Source organism: Victivallis sp. Marseille-Q1083 (assembly GCF_903645315.1).
Taxonomy (GTDB): Bacteria; Verrucomicrobiota; Lentisphaeria; order Victivallales; family Victivallaceae; genus UMGS1518.
Genome location: NZ_CAHJXL010000001.1, coordinates 2002601 through 2020502, shown reverse-complemented (window position 1 = coordinate 2020502; position 17902 = coordinate 2002601). Strand labels below are relative to the sequence as shown.

The following is a 17902-nucleotide window of genomic DNA, read 5'->3' as shown; positions in this document are numbered from 1 at the left end:
CGCTTGCTTATTGAGGACCAGGCGAAGAAATCGTACAATCCGGTTCTGTTACGGCCAGCGGCCGGAAACGGATGTCGAAATCGTAACCATTGACGGCCGGATCGACTTGGACGACGGTCGATAACTCGCCGTCCCGCAATGATCGCTGCAATAGCTCGGAATAAATTCCGGAAGTTGAACCGCCGAAATCCCAGTTGTAAGGTTTGCCGCGGAAATCGGATGCACGGCGAGTGTAATAATATTTTTCTCCGGCCAGCGCTTCAGCGGAAATCCCGCTGCGGCTGCTGTGGGGCAGTCCGACATAATAAAGGTCGTCCGCTTCCGGGACCAGCGTGAAAAAAGCGGTGTAGTTGCAATAATCGCGGTCCGGCAATTCAACCTCCAGCACCAGCGGCGCGGCCGGCTGGCCCGGCAGAGCGAATTGACAGTGAAGCTGATAGATTCCCTCCCCGTCCGGTTCGGCCGGAAATTTCACCCGGTGATACAGTGGGCCGAGCTGTTCGATCAGGTAAGCGCGTTCTTCGGCCGGCAACTGGCGAAACAGCGTTCTCATATATTCCGGAAAATTGGTTTCGTATTTCCTTGCCATGGCTTCGTCGACCAACTGCCGGAATAATTGAAATTCCCGTTCGCCCAGTTCCCGGCGATGCGCTTCGCTTAAATTGGACCAGACGAAGGCCTTCTCCTCGAACGTCAAATCCGGCAGCGCGAAAAATTCATCGAAAGTGACGGAAAATTCCGGGCTTTCCAGCAGCTCCAGGCCGCGGGCAAGCGCAAAAGAACGTAAATCATCCTGGCGGAAGCGCTGCACCAGTTCCGGGTCCGGCGTATTGTCGTACCCTTGAAATGATTTGCAAAGCAATAAACCATATGGTGATGCAGTCGCAAGGTCGCCCATAATCCGGTTGGCTCCGGGCGGCGGCCCCATCTGCAGCTCCGCCGTGAGGTCGAAGAGCTCCGGGGATTCGAACAGGAGCCGATCGTTGGCAATCTTGTTTTTTCCGGGCGTTAAGCCGATCTGCTGCATGGCAGTGATGATGCAATCGAGGTCCTGCCGATAATTCTGCTTGTCGAAGCGGTAAACGGCAAAAGTCTGATATTCGAGATTGTGGCTCTGATAAATCAACTGACAATTGGCCAGCTTGCTCAGATCGAGAGCCGGAAACGGCTGAAAGGGAGTATCGATGGCGGGAATCCGGACGGTCGGCATTTCCTGCTGGCGGCGGTATGCCCGGCTGAAATCGTCGGCAAATTGCTGCACCAGCCGTTCGATGGCCGCCGACTCGGAACCGGAATCGCAGCCGGTGACGGCTTTGGCCCGGAACGTGATCCCCGGGGAAGGCAGGCGCAGATGGTGAAATGAACCGCTGCGCGAACCGAAGCCGGTCAGAGTGATCACTTCGAACGCCAGCTCATGGCCGGCATCTCCGGCGAGGGAATCCAGGGCATCCTGGAAACTCAATGTTTCCGGCGGCAGAGTGAGCCGCAGATGGTTCAGGATCTGTTTTTCAATATCCGCTTTATCCGGCAAGTTGCCCGGCAGGTGGAAACTCGGCGGTTCCGGCTTGATCAAGCTGACCTGCCGGATTAGCAGCGGCAGCAAATCATTGGTTTGCCGCAACTCCGGCGTCGTCTCGAAGGTTTGAATCTGGCAGGAAAGACCGGTTTGTTGTTCCAGAAGGGCAGCCAGTTGCCGGGTCAGTTGCCGGGTCGTCGCATCCGGGGCGCCTTCGATCAGCAGGAGGGTTTCAAGCTTCGGCGCGGTCGGACCCGAACTGCTGGAGGAGGATTGTGAAAGGACGATCGTCGAGACCCGGTTGAAGCAATATTTGTATTCTGAGCCGGTGACGCCGAATCCGCAGCAGAGCGCCAGCAGTGCGGCCGCGGCAAGGACTCCTTTGCCTGCCGGTGAGGTTTCCCGCCCGTCCGTCACCAATTGCCCGACCGCCCGGCGGCGGAACAGCAGCACATACAGCGTATAGACGCCGCAGCCGACCGCCAGCAGCAGATAGATCGGCGAATTGCAGCCGACCAGCGCCAGACGCAGAAAGGCGAAATCGAACAGCCAATTGAAAATCAGGTAATTGCGGCTCCACTTGCTGCCGCGGCAGATGTTTCTGGCGGCAAAGAATTCCAGGATCGAGAGGAGGACGACCAATAGCGAAAACATCAGCAGCAAACCGGCGTTCCGGCTGTTGAACTGATAGGAGAACCCGTCGGTGGCGGCGGCCTGCCGATAAAAGAGCCAGGCCAGCAGAAAAGCGCTGCCGCGGGCGGCAAAGAGCAATAGCTTCATCAGGCTGTAAATCCGCGTCAGCGCCGATGCCAGCTTCAGCGGCAGGTCTGGGACCGGCGAGGATTCCGGTGATTCCGGCAGCGCATTGCACTGCTCCGCCAGCCGTCGGGGAGCTTCGGCCTCGATCCTGCCGGAAACGGCAAGTCTGTCCAGTTCTTTTGGTTCCGGCGGTGTTTCGAAGTGCAACTGCCGCCGGCAACGGGGTTTCAATACCAGATACAACGTCACTGTCGCGACGACGAACAATGCCCCCAGCGGCAATTGACAGGCAATAAATTGCAGAATTCCGTGATAAAAGTAAAGTTCGTCGGTCATTTGGTCGGGCCTCCATATTTTTGCCTGCTATCGATTAGAGTAATGCAGTAACCAATAAAATCAATGTTATTTTAAAAAAATTTTTATTCTTTGATAAATTAAATTTAATGAAAAATGGGAATTGAAGGCAATCATTCCGAAAAAAATTCAATTGGCAATTTGTAAAATGCCGTTGAGGCGGTTAATGTTCTCCCGAGCTAATATTATCGGTGATTTATCAGCATTTCATTCAGGAGTGGTTGCAACTACCATGTTGGCCAGAACATTTTCGGCGGCGGTCATCGGCATCGACGCTTATCCGGTGGAAGTGGAGGTCAATGCGACCGGCCGCGGCGAACAGAGTTTTGTGTCGATTGTCGGGCTGCCGGACACGGCGGTCAAGGAGAGCCGCGACCGGGTGCGTTCGGCGCTGCAGAGCTGCGGCTTCCCGCATCCGGAGGGGGCGACGCTGGTCAACCTGGCGCCGGCCGATTTACGCAAGGAAGGAGCGGCGTTCGATCTGCCGATTGCGCTGGGCATGCTGGCCGCCGTCGGCCTGCTCGACCGGGAACGCCTGAACGGGACGCTGGCGGTCGGTGAATTGGCCTTGAACGGCGCAGTCCGGCCGGTGCGCGGCGTACTGCCGGTGGCGGTGGCGGCCGGCAGCTGCCGGGACTTGCATTTCCTGCTGGTGCCGCGGGCCAACGTTGAAGAAGCGGCGCTGGCGGCCGGCGACCGTCTGCAGGTCTTTCCGATCGATACGCTGCCGGAGGCGGTGCGGTTTTTTCAAGGGACGCCGCCATTGCCGTACCGGGCGGATGTGAAAAATTATTTGGCGGTCCATCGGGAAACCGGCGGCGATTTCGACGAAGTCAAAGGTCAGAACCTGGCGCGGCGGGCGTTGGAGATTGCCGCGGCCGGCGGGCACAATGTGCTGATGATCGGTCCGCCCGGCACCGGCAAGTCGATGCTGGCCAGCCGGTTGCCTGGAATCCTGCCGCCGATGACATGGGCGGAAACGCTGGAGACCAGCCGAATTCACAGCGTGCTGGGCTTGCTGTCGGACGGGCAGCCGTTGTTGAACCGGCGGCCGTTCCGGGCGCCGCATCACACAATCAGCGATGTCGGCCTGGTTGGCGGCGGTAGGAATCCGATGCCGGGGGAGATCAGCATGGCGCATAACGGCGTGCTGTTTCTGGATGAGCTGCCGGAATTCAAGCGCAATGTGCTGGAAGTGCTGCGGCAGCCGTTGGAAAATGGCCGGATCACCGTGTCGCGCGCCAACGGCAGTTGTACGTTTCCGGCCCGTTTCATGCTGGTGGCGGCGATGAATCCGTGTCCGTGCGGTATGGGAGATGCCGAACTGGGATGCCGCTGCAAGCCGGACGAAAAGAAACGTTACCGTCGGAAAATTTCCGGGCCGTTGCTGGACCGTATCGATCTGCATGTGGAAGTTTTGCAATTGACGCAGGAGGAGCTGCTGGCGGCGCCATCCGGGGAAAATAGCGAAACGATCCTGAATCGGGTGACGGCGGCGCGGCTTGTGCAGCAGGACCGTTTCCACGGCCGGTCGTGTCACTGCAATGCGATGATGGGCAGCCGGGAATTGCAGGCGTCTTGCCGGGTGACGGCGGCGGCGCAACTGCTGCTGCGGCAGGCGATCAGCAGTTTCAAACTCAGCCCGCGCGCCTATGACCGGATTTTGAAGGTGGCCAGGACGATTGCCGACCTGGCCGGCGAAACGGCGATTCAGGAGCGGCATTTGCTGGAAGCGGTCAGCTATCGCAGCGCCGACCGCAATGAATGGTAATAATGATTCAACAATACTGAAGCTGGAGGAGACGACGATGAAAAGTTATCGGCAGGAATTGACGGTCAATACGCCGACGCGGCGGGCTTTCCTGAACATTACCCCGCAGGTGGAGGAGGCGTTGCGCGCGTCCGGCATCCGGGAAGGGTTGCTGCTGTGCAACGCCATGCACATTACCGCGTCGGTGTTCATCAACGATGACGAAGACGGCTTGCACGGCGATTTCGAACGCTGGCTTGAACGGCTGGCGCCGGAAAAGCCGCACGAGCAGTACGCGCACAACGGTTTCGAGGACAATGCCGATGCCCATATGAAACGGCAGTTGATGGGGCGGGAAGTCGTCGTCGCGGTAACCGGCGGCAAGTTGGATTTCGGTACCTGGGAACAGATTTTCTACGGAGAATTCGACGGGAAACGGCCGAAACGAATTTTAATTAAAATTATTGGCGAATAAAATTTGACAAAGCCGGAAATTTGTCTATATTAAAAGTTTAATTACTTATCCAAGATTTATCCCAAGAGAACGACGAAGGGTCCGGCAAATGAACGAGTATATTGATAAATTTATGGCGGCTTTCCCCTACGAAGGCTTGACGTTTGATGATGTTTCGCTGGTGACGCAATATGCGGATTTCCTGCCGGATGCTGCCAATATCCAGAGCCGGTTCTCCCGTCATGTGAAATTGAACATTCCATTCGTCAGCGCGGCGATGGACACGGTGACCGAGAGCAGGATGGCCATCGCGATGGCGCGGCTCGGCGGGCTGGGCGTCATTCACAAAAATTTGTCGCTGGAACGCCAGGTGGAAGAGGTCCGCAAGGTCAAATTGTATTTGAACGGCATCATCAAATCGCCGGTCTGTTTTCATCCGGACCAGACGATCGAAGAGATGCTCAATGAAAAATGGGTAAAGAAATTCTCATTTTCCGGCTTCCCGATCGTCGATGACGGCGGTAAACTGATTGGCATCATCACTGCCCGCGACATCAAATTTCTGACCGATTATAAATTGAAAATCCGCGAAGTGATGACCAAATCGCCGGTGATGGCCCAGGACGGCATTTCGATGACTGAGGCCTATCGGATCATGCTGGAGCGCAAGGTCGGCAAATTGCCGCTGGTCAATGCCGCCGGCGTGTTGACCGGCTTGTACAGCTTCCAGGATGTCAAGTCGCTGATCGACAACGAAGAACCCGATTATAACCGCGATGCCCAGCATCAGCTGTGCGTCGCGGCCGGCATCGGACCGTATGACGAGGAACGTTCGGCAGCGTTGATTGACGCCGGCGTCGATGTGCTGGTGCTCGATACGGCGCACGGCCACAGCAAAGGCGTCATCGAGACGCTGACGATGCTGAAAAAAACCTACGGCGACCGGGTGGATGTGGTAGCCGGCAACATCGCGACGGCGGAGGCGGCCAGAGCGTTGGCGGACGCCGGCGCGGACGGTATCAAAGTCGGCATCGGACCGGGATCGATCTGCACGACCCGGGTAGTCGCCGGTGTCGGGATTCCGCAGGTGACGGCAGTCTACGAGGTGGTCAAATCGGTGCCGGCGGATTTGCCGGTGATCGCCGACGGCGGCATCAAGCAGTCCGGCGATGTGGCCAAGGCGCTGGCGATCGGCGCTTCTTCGGTGATGATGGGTTCGGCGCTGGCCGGGACGGCGGAGAGCACCGGCGAAGTGACGCTGCATCAAGGCCGCAGCTATGTCATCTACCGCGGCATGGGCAGCCTGGAAGCGATGAAACACGGCAAGGCCAGCCGCGAACGTTACGGGCAGAGCGATGTCGATGACGATACCAAACTGGTGCCGCAGGGCATTGAGGGATTGGTGCCGTTCCGCGGCCCGGTCTGCAATGTCATCCATCAGTTTGTCGGCGGGCTGCGTTATGCGTTCGGTTACTGCGGCGCCAAAACGTTGAAGGAGTTTCACGCCAAGGCCAAAATCATCCGGGTTTCGGCAGCCGGTTTGCGGGAAGCGCATCCGCACGACGTGACGATGCTGAAAGATGCGCCGAATTATACGGCTCACTAATTTCGCATTCTGAAAAAAATGATCGGTTCGGCCGGAGGCGCTTGGCGGTTTCCGGCTGTTTTTTTCTTTGAAAAAGGAGGGGCTGTCCATGCCGGAATGGAATAAGCAGAATTTGATGCTGGCGAAGCTGGAGGGTTATCTTTCGGTATTCGGCAATTTCGTCCTGTTCGGCTTCAAGTTTTATGTCGGCTGGCTGAGCGGTTCGGTGGCAATCATCGCCGACGCCTGGCATACGTTGAGCGATATTCTTTCTTCGGTGGTATTGCTGATCGGTCTGAAAATTTCCGAGCGGCCGGCCGATAAACAGCATCCTTTCGGCCATGGCCGGGCGGAATTGATCGCCGCTCTGCTGATCGGCGTGATGCTGGCGGCGGTGGCGGTCGAATTCTTCGGGCGCGGCATCGCGCAATTGCGGGCGCATGCCGGGGCCGACTACGGACCGGCAGCCGTCTGGGCGATGGTGATCAGTGTCGTCGTCAAGGAGGCGATGGCGCAATATGCCTATTGGGCCGGCCGGCGGACAAAGCTGAGTTCCCTGGTGGCGGACGGCCATCATCACCGCAGCGACGCGGTCAGTTCCCTGATTGTGCTGATCGGCATTGGGCTGGGGCGCGGCCATTGGTGGGTGGACGGTGTTTTGAGTATGCTGGTGGCATTGCTGATCGGTTGGGCGGCCTGGGGAATTTTGAAAGCGGCAGTCAGTCATCTGTTGGGCAAACAGCCATCGCCGGAATTGATTGCCCAGGTTCGGGACATCTGCCGGGAATGTTGCGGCGGAAACCTGGAAACGCACCACTTTCATCTGCATGAATACGGCCAGCACCGCGAATTGACCTTTCACATCCGGCTGCCGGGTGAGCGGCCGCTGCGCGAAGTGCATGACTGTACGCAGCGGCTCGAAGAAGCCCTGCAGCGGCAACTCGGCATTGCCGCCACGATTCATCCGGAACCGTTGAACACCGGTAAAACGTCTTGAATTTATCGGCTGTCGCGGAGTGTTTCGATCGGATCAATTGCCTGAAACGCGGCTGCCGGGTTGCAATGTCGGTATTCCGGTGATATAATATAAAATATTGTTTTTGCCATCGGCCCGGGTAGCTCAGTGGATAGAGCGTGGGTTTCCTAAACCCTGCGTCGGAGGTTCGATTCCTCTCCCGGGTACCACTCTATACTCTTAGACATAACCAAATTCAAATCAAAGCTGCCTTTTGCAGTGCAGACGACATTTTGAACGATGGCCAGAATTAAGTTTCGTTTGATTGAATAAGATTCTTCTTCATCGCTTAAATTATCGAGGAGCTGCGCCCATCCGGAAGCCGTCTGCAGGATTTGTTTTGACAGGTCATTTTCCTGATAGTCGATATTGCGCTGAATTTGGGATTGCCTTTCGCGGAGCTCGGTCTGCTGTTGGACGACCGCAGACAATTCAGCATTCCAATATACCATATTTTCCCGCGTGACCAGCCCACTTTTAAACATATTAGCGATATTGACTTCGCTTGCGTGAGCGCTGGCAAGCTGTTGCTCAATTTGCCGCATTTCCGGTAAAAGTGATACCTTTTTGTCTTTTTGCTCTTGCTCGCATTCTTTTGACAACTGTAGTAAAAAATCGGTATCTTGAGCAATGGATTTAATTTTTTCCAGAATCGCCGTGTCCAATTTTTCCGCATTGATGGCATTTTTACAGCTTGGTTCCGTACATTTATAATAAGCGTAGCGCCGGCCTTTTTTAAGGACGGATATATTGGTCATTTGCCGACCGCAAGAACACTTTACCAAACCTGCCAATAAATATTTATACTTTTGGGCGCCTGGCCGAGGCGCCTTGTACTTGTGCCCAGGGAGCATATTTTGTACCTGGTCAAATACAACATGATCAATAATGGCCTCATGTTCACCTTTGAAAATTTTACCGTCGTATTCGACTTCTCCGATGTAGAGCCGGTTGCGCAGAATTTTATAAAAGGTATTTTTGGATTTTATCCGGTCATGGTAACGCTGGAACAGCTCGTCGTTGGTTGCCGTTCCTGAAACATAAGAATCGAAAATGTCGCGGACTACGGCGGCGCCGTCCGGATCAACGACAATACGATTACCGGCTGTCCGCTTATAGCCAATGGGAATACGGCCGTATGGGATTTTGCCTTTTTGGGCGATACTGGTCATTTTCATGGCGGTTCTCTCCGATATCATTTCTCGCTCGTATTGGGCTGCTGCGACAAAAATGTTTAGCATAAAGCGGCCGCCGGCGCTGAACATGTCGATATTCTGCCGGACTGACATTAAGCCTTTGCCGGCATCATAGAGATGTTGAAAAAGCGGGATAGAATCGGCAAGCGACCGTGTTAAGCGGTCGAGGTGCCAGACTACGATACAATCCCACTCGCAAGTTCCGGAATCCAGTTCAGCAATGATTTGCTGTATACCTGGGCGATCCAAACTTTTGCCGGATCTCAGTTCATCGGTTACTTCAATAAAGCGTGCAGCCGGATCGCGGCGCAGAACATAATCGCGGCATTCTGCCAATTGGAGCGGCACGGATGTTTCGCCACCATGCCAGCTTGATCCTTTAGGTGATACTCGCGCATACAATAAATATGTTTTAGCTTGATTATTCATAGTCTATTGCGCCACGGAATTTTCAAACGGCATCCAATCAAGATATTTTTCGTAAATATAACATATTCTGGATGCTAAGGCTTCCACTCGATCTAATGGAATATTCTTAATACGTCCTACCGAGCCATAGCTGATGATATTTTTTTCAGGGACAAATTCTTGTGCAGTTAAAATTATTTCTTTTTCAATGTCATAAACGAATTTGTGGTGTTTTTTCTGAAGATAACGCATTTCATCCGATGAATCATCATCCCAATCAAACTTTATTTCCGCTTTTTTAGCGGTTTTGAAAATAACGACAGTTAGACCGCCATTTTTAATACGTTCATCATAGAATCTATCAAAGACATAAGAATTATATCTGCCGGGTATAGTATTAAATTTATATTTCATTTGGAATCATCCCCTAAAAATTCAATAAATATGCCTTTCTGTTCTGGGGTCAATTTCGATTTGATAAGTCTATCGATAATATCATTTCGGTATTTTTTGATAGCCTTGTCTATCGCTTCGGCACAAGCAGGATTATAATCCACATGATTTATGCCTGATATATTGTTTTGGATAATTCCAGAATTCTGGCTGGCATTGGTCTGTTGAGAGATCAATGGAATGTGCAAATCTTTGGCAAGTTTCTCAAGATATCCGGCTGGCAGATATTTTCTTAGAAAAGGCTCCAACTTTAAAAATGTATCCCATGGAAGCGACTTTGTCTTGCCGGTAAAATACCGAGTTAATGACGGCTGCTTTAATCTTGTCCGCTCTACTATTTTAGCTTGTGCGCCACGCCCTTCGATATCTTCGTATTTTTTCCAGGCTTGTCTGATTGTTTCCATGTCCTGCGGTTTTCTTATGGCATTTACAGACATATGGTGACTCCTTTCTATGATTAGAATACAGAAAAACATCAAAAAATCAATTTTTATGCTACATTTATACTTGTAATATACTATTGACATGTTATCGTTATATGAGAGATAGCCTGAAAGGAGGTATGTAAGAATGACCAAAAAAGTTGAAAACCCAGAATACGCACTTATTCGAATTAATGGAAATGTAAGGGATAAGTTGAAAAAATTTGCAAAGGAAAACGGCTTAAAAATGATGGAAATGATCAATCGTGGTTTAGAGCGCGCCATAAATAGTCAAGATAATCTTTTTTTGCCATAAAATATTACAGTAGTATTTTTATGACAAAGAAGATAATTGATGCATCATTGCACATCAGGGTCGTAATTGTCGGTATGGACAAAATTCCGGCAGCCACACAGCAGCGGATGCTCCAGGCACGGAAACGTCTTTATTGTACCGGCAACTAACTAACTTGCATATAAAACAGTCTTGGAATGGAATAATTTCTTGATTCGTTCCGGTTGTTCAGCTATCATTTCCATATGTAGCTTGGCATGTTCGGTTATTTTTCCTTTGGCGCGCCCCAAGGGCTTGTTGCTCAGATTTGATTTCAAGTCGCGGTTGAGATATTCATCCGGGTTCAGGTCGGGACTGTAGCTCGGCAAGTAAAATAGCCTGATGAAAGCCGCGTTTTCCTGCAGAAAACCAGTCAACGTTTTGCTGTGGTGAACCCGCAGGTTATCCAGAATCAAATACACTTTCCGCTCATTTTGACGAATCAGACGTTCCATGAATTGGATCAGGAGTTGAGCTGTCATCGTTTCGCTGTAAAACATGAAATGAGTTTTCCCCTGGTTGGTAATCGCGCTGATCATATTAACTTTTTCGCGTACCGGATTGACTGCTTGCACCGGGGGGTTGCCTTTCGGCGCATAACTGCGGCCCTTAGCCTCGTCATTGCGAATTCCTGTTTCATCCCCCCAAAAGATATCCGCATCTTCTGATTTTGCCAGCTTTTTGATTCGGGGATACTCCTCAATCAGCCATTTTTGAACGTGCGCCTCATTGCGCTGATAAGCTTTCTTAACTGGTTTTTGCGGCGTAAATCCCCAGCGTTTCAAGTACTCCCCCATGGTTCAGACTGGTATTTCGATTCCAAACGAAATCTTGATGTGCAACCGTACCGCCTGACGAGTCCAAAGCGCAAATGGCAATCTTAACTGATCCGGACAATGATCGACCAAATCTTTCCGTATCTTGGTCTCCTCATGCGGAAGCAGACGGCGTCCAAAGCCGAATGGACGACCGCATTTCTTTACTTTCAAAGCAGGCAAGCCGCTTTTTTTCCACCTGCTGATCCACTTGCCCACCGTGTTGCGGTGCGCTCCGACGATTTTTCCGATTTCTGTACAATTATTACATTTGCCGCTTTGATACAATCTCACGGCCTGCTTGCGCCGCTCTTCAAGAGCGACCTTATCGAGTTTTCGGGCATCTTGAGTTTCCATGATGATAATATACACCATCAAGCAAATATTGCACGTATGTTAATTGCCGAATCTATAGAGGAAGCCAAAGACCAATTCATTTAAAAAATGAAGACAATAACAGCTACCCTGCACATCAGGGTCGTAATTGCCGGTATGGACAAAATTCCGGCAGCCACACAGCAGCGGATGCTCCAGGCGCGGAAACGTCTTTATCATTTCGCGCTCGAAGCGCAACGAAACAGGCGGGAAAAATGAAGGTTAATATATTTGAAATGTCTGACGGCAAGGCGTTCTCCGTTTCGGAAGACGGAATATTGAGCCGTGTAAGAAAATATCTGGACGCCGAAGAAGCGCGTCACATTATCCGAAATAAAATTGACCGCGACGGCGCGATCACGTTCTGGCGGGAAGACCGCCCGGAACGCTGGTGTTGTATTTACCCGCTCGATCATCCGGAGCTGCCAGCGGTTCAGGGGGTGAAAAATGCCTGATTATCCGACTTTTTTTGATATTCCGCTTGAATCAACAATGAAAGCCGCCTATTGTAAAGGCATGGGCTTCGAAACCCATGCAAGAAGCGGCAGTCGTACCGTCAATACGGCGGACTCCCGTAATTTACAGTCCCATTGCATTGTGGGCCTGCAGGGCCGGCGCAAGCCGGGCACGACTTCTTGCGTGTTTCGAACCCTGCAGGCCCTTCTTATTTCCGGCGTCGAAACCGGAAAGGGGCGCAAAATTAACGGCCTAACAAGAAGGAGGTCGACCATGAAGGACAATTGTGTCCCCAAACCGTCCGCATCCCGTACCGGGAAGAAATCCGACATCAACAAACCCGACGCCAAAGTGACGGGCTATGTCCCGCGTCTGACGCCGGGAGAACGCGAAGACGCCTGGGCCGCATGCCTGAAGTATTCCGAAGAAAACAATATTCGCGAAATCGCGGAAAAATTGCAGCGGAAAGGCGGTCAAAATGCCTGATTATCCACCGGAATTGGTTCGGCTGGTGCGGCAGCGGTTGTTGGACGATCAGCGTTTCAACTTAAAAAGCGGGCAACCGCTCCGCAATGGAATGTGCCGGGAATGCGGCAAGAAAAAATGCTTTATCACGCCGGAAAAATTTTTTTTCGTCAAATGCGGATCCGGGATTTGGGGTGGGAGTAAACCCGCCGGAAAACTTTCCCCGGATTTTTTTCTGATTTTTTCCCGCCTCTATGGCGGCGACAACCGCGACGCCGTCGCCGATGGATATATGTGTTTCGACCGCGGGTTTTCTTCCGACATTATAAAAGGTATGTATCAGCAGGGCGCGCGGCATATCCGCGGTAAATGGTACGAAACCGTCCGCGTCCAGTTGTGGGACGGGCACTATTGGGAACGCCTGATCGACGCCGACGCGGTGGACGCCAACGAGGGCCGCAAGGCGATGTTCAGCAACGGCAGCGCCGGCGCGATCAAGGGAAGAGCCTGGATCCCGCCGGGCATGGAGATTTGCCGGGACGACCGGATTATTATCACCGAAGGAATTTTCAAGTCGATGGCCTGGCTGCATGTCAAGGACGAGACCGGCAAGCCGTATAAATCCATTACCGGCATGAGCGCCGGCAATATCCCGGTCAAAACGATCAAGGAGCACGCCGACAAAAATATCCTTTGGGTATTGGCGCTGGACAATGACACGGCCGGTCATGAAAACGCCGAAAAATTCGTCCAGATCATGACCGACTTGAAACAGCGATATCTGGTCGCCTTTCCGCGGCGCAAGGGGGAGGATTGGGACGACCTTTTCCGCAAGGGGGCGCTCGGTCCGAAAATGTACCAGGAAAGCGTCTGGCGCGGCCGGGTCGACATGGCCAAAAGCCGGGTTGAAAAAGCGGCCTGGATTTTCGCCCGTGAACGCTCCGGCTATTTTCTGTTTGATTTTGACTGCCGGCTGTTTTCCTGCAAGATGAACAGCGACACCAGCGGATTTACTAACGGCCTCGATGGCCGGTTCGATATACCGCTTGAGATCGGCGCATTCCGGGAAGTTGTCGACGATATCGACGAAATCGCCAACACAACGCCGGAATTTCTGTATTTTGAGCGCGATTCGGTGACCGGCGCGCAGGAATATTTCTTCCGGGCGCCGCTCCGCCGCTACGGCCGTATTGAGAATGAAACGATTGCGCTGGACGGCAGCGTTCTGGCGTCGCCTGATACCTTCAGCAAGACGTTGATGTCGCTGACCTCCGGCCGGTATTTCGATGGAAAAAAAGTCGACCTCGCCATTCTGAAAGACCGTTGGTTTAATTATGGGACTACATACGTCCGGAGCCTGCCGTTCGTCGGATACGATAAATCGACCGGCGTCTATGTGTTTCATGACTGGGCGTGCCATAACGGCCGGATCCTGGCCAAGAACGAAAACGATTTTTTTGAAGCAGGCAAACATAGTTTGAAAGTGAAAACCCCCAAAGGACAGGAGCGTAATGAAATGAACTCATACATGAAGCCCGGCGCTTTCACGCCGGATTGGCTGACCGATTACCAGGGCGCATTTTCGTGGAACGGCATGGTGGTATTGGCCTGGTGGCTCGGCACCTTGTTCGCCGAGCAGATCCGCGCCGAATTCGGCTATTGGCCGGTGATGGAAGTAACCGGCGAACAGGGCACCGGAAAAACCCAGATGATCGAATTTCTGTGGCGCTGCTGCGGCCGGAGCGAATACGAAGGGTTCGACCCGTCAAAGTCGACGCTGGTCGGCCGAAGCCGGACGTTCCAGCAGGTGGCCAATTTGCCGGTGGTGCTGCTGGAGGGCGACCGGGAAAGCGGCAAGACCTGGGATTACAACGAAATTAAAATGTTGTATAACGGCCGCTACGGCCGGGCGATCGGCGTCAAGACCAGCGGCAACGAAACGATCGAGGGCGTGTTCCGCGGCGGCGTGATGATCGCCCAGAACGCGACAGTGGCCACGGAGTCGGACGCGGTGCTGGCCCGCATCGTGCATGTCCATTGCACCAAGGAACACTTCACGCCGGAGGGCGAACAGATGGCGCTGCGGCTGAATCGAATGCCGACCGCCGACTTGTGCGGGTTCATCGGCGCAGCCGTAACCAATGAAAGACGGCTTTTACGGTCTTTCCGGGCCAACTTTGAAAAGCTCGACGGCGAATGGCTGGCCAACCACGATATTCAGAACCGCATCGTCCACAATCACGCGATGGTGGCGGCCTGGCTGCACACCTTGCCGGAACTGTTCGGCAATCGCATGCGGGGCGACTGGCTCGACTATCTGACTTCCTATCTATGGAGCCGGGCGCAGGATCGCCAGGCGCGCTGCGCGGCCGACCACCCGCTGCTGGCGCAATTCTGGGAACAGTACGAGTTTATCCAGACGGCGCAACTGGAGGCCGGTTCGACGAAAAACCAGCTCAACCATTCCAAAACGCCGGGTGAAATCGCGATCAATCTGCAGCACTTTCAAAACCTCGCTTTGAATTATCGTTTGGAAATGCTGCCCTTGAATGAATTGAAACGGCTGTTTCCGATCGGCAAGCGTTATCGGCTGATCGCCAACAAGCCGGTAAATTCGGCGATTCGCCCTGGCCAGTCGGTTCGATGCTATGTATTTTCCGCCAAAGGTGATAGCGAATAATTTTTTGTTTTTGAAACGGGATGAAATAAAAAAAGATGGTATGCAAAAAAACGTGTAATTTTTGTAATCTCAATTTTATAATGAATGTTATATGTTTATAATCAATATATTACAAATAATTTAAATTGTAATTATTCCGTAATTTACCCGTAATTAAATTACATTTATTTTTCGGGGAAAATTACAAAAAATTACGCCGAATTACATTGTTTTGTAATCATAAACCATTGATTGCAAAGGTTATGACAGAAATTACGGAAATTACAGGGGTATTCGTGAACAACATATGCAAACTCGCGTCGGTATATCCGCGGCTTGATCTGTTGGATATCAAGCTGTTGCAGATAATCGCCGAACTGCCGGGGCTGACGGTCGCCAGCGCGGCGGAAATCGCCGGGATATCGCGCAAGACCGCGCAGCTGCGGATCGCGCTCTTGTCCGGCGGCCGCAAGACCCGGCCGGGCTCGAGCCGTTACGGCTTTATCACCGAGGACAAAAATTTTGCGGACAAACGGAAACGGTCGCTGGCCTTAACGGAGGCCGGAGAAACGCTTCTGGAACAAATAACCGAAGGGACCGGGCGATGATTAACTTGAACGAGATACGATGCGTCGACAACCGCGAGTTGTCGCGCGACGAAATCGGGCGACTGGCCAACGACGAAGCGGCGGCCGAAATACCGGACGCGGAATAACCAGAAAGGGAGAAAAGATGAAAGTGAAATTTAATAGATTCGGGGGAATGAGTATTATCCGCAATGGTGTTGAGTATGAATCATATTGCAGCAGCGTGCCAAACAGGTTATGCGGATTGTGCTGCCCGCACCTCGACGATTCGGAGCAGGGCGTGATCCGGCTGACCTGCGGCGGCACCGACGTTGTGCTGGAACGCGCGGACGACGAGGGCGAGTAAAAAGGAGCGCGGCGGCGGGCTACACTCCGCCGCTGCGCATGGCGGAGCCGGGCCCAGGCATGGATGACTCCGCCGGTGAATACAATATCATAAATGAAATATAAATGCAAGGAACAGCGGAAAATGACGAAATGCAACGAAAAGTGTGAGATTTACAGCCGGGTTTGCGGTTACTTTCGGCCGGTGTCCAATTGGAACAAAGGCAAGCAGGCGGAATTTGCCGACCGGAAAACTTATAAAGTGATCGTCGAAGCTGGGCGAATAAATAATAAAAAGTGATTTTAGTTCACTTTTTATCTTGAAAAAGTGAACACTTTGCGATATAATATGTCATACAGGAAAGGAACGGCCAATGACATGGCAAGTGACAGTAAAACGTAAGGCGGATAAAAATAGTCGTCTCATGCCGCCAAAAGTCCGGGCGCTGTTTGCCGAACTTCTGCTTGATCTGAAATACAAAGGGGCTGAACAGCCGGAATGGCCGAATTACTCGAAATTGAATAAAACAAAATATCATTGTCATTTAAACCACCATTACGTCGCCTGCTGGACGGCGACGGAAGAAACCATAACCATTGAGGTGTACTATGTTGGCAGTCGTGAAAGCGCCCCATATTGATCTGGAAATCTGCTGCTCCGGAGTCGGAGCCGACGAATTGATGAAATTGCTGGAGCAGCACTGCCAGGTGAATGTTGTCACCTCTCCGGAGAGCGACGATAAAGCAATTGATTTTGAAGACACTCAGTTCTGGAAAGAGAACAAGCACCGGGTTCTGGCCGGGGCAAGGTTTCGGGCTGGATTGACGCAAAAGGCGCTCGCCGAGCGCACCGGCATTCGGAAATCCATGCTTAGCGAGTACGAGAACGGCAAGCGCAAAATCACCCGCAAGACGGCCGAAAAGCTGGCGGAAGCGTTGAACACCTATCCGGAAAAGTTTATGGACGCGCTCGGATAAGAAACTTTGTGTATGGCGAAATACTTTTTACTATACACAATTTATTTTGTGGTGTATTGACAATACACCAGCGCTCCCGGCTATTTCCGGCGCCCGGTTTGACAAACGTTGAACCGGGTGCTATTTTATTCACGTTGCGAGTGACATCGCGACTGCCGAAAAGTTTTCAGCTGGAGTAATGACCAGCGAAACGGCATAAAACAGAAAACATTTTTTTTGTCCGGAAATTTTGGGCTTTTGTGTGAACCGGCGGATTCATTACCCGCCGGAAGGTGTGTCACCACCGACCACAAAAGCCCTCTTTGTTTCCGGACGGAGGAAATCACCATGAAAAACCGTTACCCCCATTGGCAGCCCTCGTTCCGGGAGCTGGTCGCGTTGAAAGTCGAATTGTCCAAGCTCCGGAAGAAGACCGCGCTGATCCGCGAACAGCTTTCAGCGCTCGGCCTGGCGGATGCGGAACTGCCGGAACTCTCCGACGTGCAGCCCGCTTATGCGGCGATCGGCCGCGAAATCGTTTTGCGCCGGCTCTGCCCGTGTTCCAGCGTTTGCGCGAAAGCGCAGCGAAAGGCGGTGGCGAAATGAGTGGAGAAACCGCGATCCGTTCGGGCGGCGAAACCGAAAAATTGCTGGCCGCCGACTTCAGCGGCGCCGGCCGGCTGGAGGTCATGCACCGCTTCATCACCGCGCACCCGGTGCTTGCCGGGCTGCGGCCGGAGCAGACCGTTGAAATCGTCCGGCTGGTCGATTACGCGAACGGCGTTTTGAAAGAGCAGCTCCGTGGCGAATTACGGAAATCCGGGTTGAACACCCGTCAAATCCGGCTGCTTCTGCCGATGCTGTTCAGTTAGGAGCCCGGCCATGAACGAACCACTGGTGAAAGGCGGCTGCGGCCATTCGGACGCGGAAGCCGGGTTTTCCGGACTGGCCGGCGCGGCCTGCCTGATCGCGGCGCCGGTTCTGGCGCTGCCGGCGGCGCTGATCGTATAAGTAAATA

At 52.9% G+C, this 17902-nt stretch carries 22 protein-coding genes and 1 tRNA gene; 17 read left to right on the top strand and 6 right to left on the bottom strand.

Translation table 11 applies throughout. From position 1 onward, the window contains the following. Positions 1-7: 7 nt before the first annotated feature. Complete coding sequence (locus tag HWX74_RS08260; protein WP_176013090.1) at positions 8-2611, bottom strand: hypothetical protein; 2604 nt, start codon at positions 2609-2611, stop codon at positions 8-10. A gap of 250 nt (positions 2612-2861) precedes the next feature. On the opposite strand from HWX74_RS08260, the gene HWX74_RS08255 reads away from it, so the two are divergent. The 5 genes from HWX74_RS08255 to HWX74_RS08235 all read left to right on the top strand — a co-directional run bounded on the left by HWX74_RS08255 (position 2862) and on the right by HWX74_RS08235 (position 7603). Further along, complete coding sequence (locus HWX74_RS08255) at positions 2862-4400, top strand: YifB family Mg chelatase-like AAA ATPase (protein WP_176013089.1); 1539 nt, start codon at positions 2862-2864, stop codon at positions 4398-4400. Positions 4401-4437: 37 nt separating this feature from the next. Further along, positions 4438-4854: a secondary thiamine-phosphate synthase enzyme YjbQ gene (locus tag HWX74_RS08250; protein WP_176013088.1), complete on the top strand. Its 417-nt coding sequence runs from the start codon at positions 4438-4440 to the stop codon at positions 4852-4854. A gap of 88 nt (positions 4855-4942) precedes the next feature. Then, positions 4943-6439: an IMP dehydrogenase gene (gene guaB / locus HWX74_RS08245; RefSeq protein ID WP_254872307.1), complete on the top strand. Its 1497-nt coding sequence runs from the start codon at positions 4943-4945 to the stop codon at positions 6437-6439. An 88-nt stretch (positions 6440-6527) separates the two neighbouring features. Further along, on the top strand, positions 6528-7415 hold the full coding sequence (locus HWX74_RS08240; RefSeq protein ID WP_176013087.1) for a cation diffusion facilitator family transporter: 888 nt from the start codon (positions 6528-6530) through the stop codon (positions 7413-7415). Between the two features lie 112 nt (positions 7416-7527). Next, positions 7528-7603: transfer RNA gene (locus HWX74_RS08235), tRNA-Arg, on the top strand. Here HWX74_RS08235 and HWX74_RS20660 read toward each other — a convergent pair. From HWX74_RS20660 to HWX74_RS08210, 3 genes are read right to left on the bottom strand one after another with little or no spacing between them, the layout of a single operon-like run. Further along, a complete protein-coding gene (locus HWX74_RS20660; RefSeq protein WP_368506821.1) occupies positions 7562-9058 on the bottom strand; it encodes a recombinase family protein in 1497 nt (498 codons plus the stop codon). The two genes, HWX74_RS08235 and HWX74_RS20660, sit on opposite strands and share 42 nt — an antisense overlap. 3 nt (positions 9059-9061) lie before the next feature. Then, the gene (locus HWX74_RS08215) at positions 9062-9451 is read right to left on the bottom strand and encodes a hypothetical protein (protein WP_176013085.1); all 390 of its coding nucleotides are present in this window, start codon (positions 9449-9451) and stop codon (positions 9062-9064) included. Next, positions 9448-9927, bottom strand: coding sequence for a hypothetical protein (locus HWX74_RS08210; RefSeq protein ID WP_176013084.1), 480 nt, complete (start codon positions 9925-9927; stop codon positions 9448-9450). The genes HWX74_RS08215 and HWX74_RS08210 overlap by 4 nt, the downstream gene beginning before the upstream one ends. Before the next feature lie 133 nt (positions 9928-10060). Here HWX74_RS08210 and HWX74_RS08205 point away from each other — a divergent pair, with 133 nt between their 5' ends. Beyond that, positions 10061-10228 carry a hypothetical protein gene (locus HWX74_RS08205; protein ID WP_176013083.1) on the top strand — a complete coding sequence of 56 codons (168 nt, stop codon included), beginning with the start codon at positions 10061-10063 and terminating at the stop codon, positions 10226-10228. 149 nt (positions 10229-10377) lie between these two features. Here HWX74_RS08205 and HWX74_RS08200 read toward each other — a convergent pair whose 3' ends face one another. Together HWX74_RS08200 and HWX74_RS20655 are read right to left on the bottom strand one after the other, a co-directional pair. Beyond that, on the bottom strand, positions 10378-11043 hold the full coding sequence (locus HWX74_RS08200; protein WP_176013082.1) for an IS630 family transposase: 666 nt from the start codon (positions 11041-11043) through the stop codon (positions 10378-10380). 3 nt (positions 11044-11046) lie between these two features. Next, positions 11047-11418, bottom strand: a complete 372-nt coding sequence (locus HWX74_RS20655; protein ID WP_176013081.1) for a helix-turn-helix domain-containing protein — start codon at positions 11416-11418, stop codon at positions 11047-11049. 296 nt (positions 11419-11714) lie between these two features. Between HWX74_RS20655 and HWX74_RS08190 the strand changes: the two genes are divergently transcribed. The 11 genes from HWX74_RS08190 to HWX74_RS20485 all read left to right on the top strand — a co-directional run bounded on the left by HWX74_RS08190 (position 11715) and on the right by HWX74_RS20485 (position 17895). Continuing rightward, positions 11715-11891 carry a hypothetical protein gene (locus tag HWX74_RS08190; protein ID WP_176013080.1) on the top strand — a complete coding sequence of 59 codons (177 nt, stop codon included), beginning with the start codon at positions 11715-11717 and terminating at the stop codon, positions 11889-11891. Next, positions 11884-12378, top strand: coding sequence for a hypothetical protein (locus HWX74_RS08185; protein ID WP_176013079.1), 495 nt, complete (start codon positions 11884-11886; stop codon positions 12376-12378). Before HWX74_RS08190 ends, HWX74_RS08185 begins: the two co-directional genes overlap by 8 nt. Further along, positions 12371-15037: a toprim domain-containing protein gene (locus HWX74_RS08180; protein WP_176013078.1), complete on the top strand. Its 2667-nt coding sequence runs from the start codon at positions 12371-12373 to the stop codon at positions 15035-15037. Before HWX74_RS08185 ends, HWX74_RS08180 begins: the two co-directional genes overlap by 8 nt. 275 nt (positions 15038-15312) lie before the next feature. Continuing rightward, positions 15313-15624 (top strand): hypothetical protein, encoded by a 312-nt coding sequence (locus tag HWX74_RS08175; RefSeq protein WP_176013077.1) that lies wholly within the window; start codon positions 15313-15315, stop codon positions 15622-15624. Positions 15625-15748: 124 nt separating this feature from the next. After that, complete coding sequence (locus HWX74_RS08170; RefSeq protein WP_176013076.1) at positions 15749-15949, top strand: hypothetical protein; 201 nt, start codon at positions 15749-15751, stop codon at positions 15947-15949. Between the two features lie 123 nt (positions 15950-16072). Continuing rightward, a complete protein-coding gene (nrdD, locus tag HWX74_RS08165; protein ID WP_217704892.1) occupies positions 16073-16228 on the top strand; it encodes an anaerobic ribonucleoside-triphosphate reductase in 156 nt (51 codons plus the stop codon). A 73-nt stretch (positions 16229-16301) separates the two neighbouring features. After that, positions 16302-16568: a hypothetical protein gene (locus HWX74_RS08160; protein ID WP_176013074.1), complete on the top strand. Its 267-nt coding sequence runs from the start codon at positions 16302-16304 to the stop codon at positions 16566-16568. 40 nt (positions 16569-16608) lie between these two features. After that, a complete protein-coding gene (locus HWX74_RS08155) occupies positions 16609-16905 on the top strand; it encodes a helix-turn-helix transcriptional regulator (protein WP_176014564.1) in 297 nt (98 codons plus the stop codon). A 327-nt stretch (positions 16906-17232) separates the two neighbouring features. Continuing rightward, positions 17233-17490 (top strand): hypothetical protein, encoded by a 258-nt coding sequence (locus HWX74_RS08150; RefSeq protein WP_176013073.1) that lies wholly within the window; start codon positions 17233-17235, stop codon positions 17488-17490. After that, the gene (locus HWX74_RS08145; RefSeq protein WP_176013072.1) at positions 17487-17756 is read left to right on the top strand and encodes a hypothetical protein; all 270 of its coding nucleotides are present in this window, start codon (positions 17487-17489) and stop codon (positions 17754-17756) included. The genes HWX74_RS08150 and HWX74_RS08145 overlap by 4 nt, the downstream gene beginning before the upstream one ends. 10 nt (positions 17757-17766) lie before the next feature. Continuing rightward, on the top strand, positions 17767-17895 hold the full coding sequence (locus HWX74_RS20485; RefSeq protein WP_303048096.1) for a hypothetical protein: 129 nt from the start codon (positions 17767-17769) through the stop codon (positions 17893-17895). The last annotated feature ends 7 nt before the right edge of the window (positions 17896-17902 follow it).